This window comes from Flavobacterium sp. Leaf359 (assembly GCF_001423985.1).
Taxonomy (GTDB): domain Bacteria; phylum Bacteroidota; class Bacteroidia; order Flavobacteriales; family Flavobacteriaceae; genus Flavobacterium; species Flavobacterium lindanitolerans.
The window spans coordinates 1-209 of sequence record NZ_LMPW01000011.1 but is presented as its reverse complement, the minus strand read 5'-3'; the positions used below and the strand labels follow the sequence as shown (position 1 = coordinate 209).

Genomic DNA, 209 nt, shown 5'->3' with positions numbered 1-209 from the left:
GGTCTGCCAGAACGAAGCGAACCTGTTGCCGGACCTAGCGGCAGGCTTCACCCCAGGAGGGCGCTTCGGCGCGCCTGCCGGACTGTCCATCAATACGGCCACGGGAGAGATTTCCGTTTCGCAGAGCACCCCCGGGACCTACCAGATCACCTACGAGCTGGACGGGAACACTGCAACGTGCAGCCTTGGCGGCAGCGGCAGCTTCGCGG

At 65.6% G+C, this 209-nt stretch carries 1 protein-coding gene; it reads left to right on the top strand.

The window, feature by feature from the left end; translation table 11 throughout:
* A partial coding sequence (locus ASG38_RS17650; protein WP_162239668.1) for a putative Ig domain-containing protein occupies window positions 1-209 on the top strand: 209 nt, incomplete at both ends.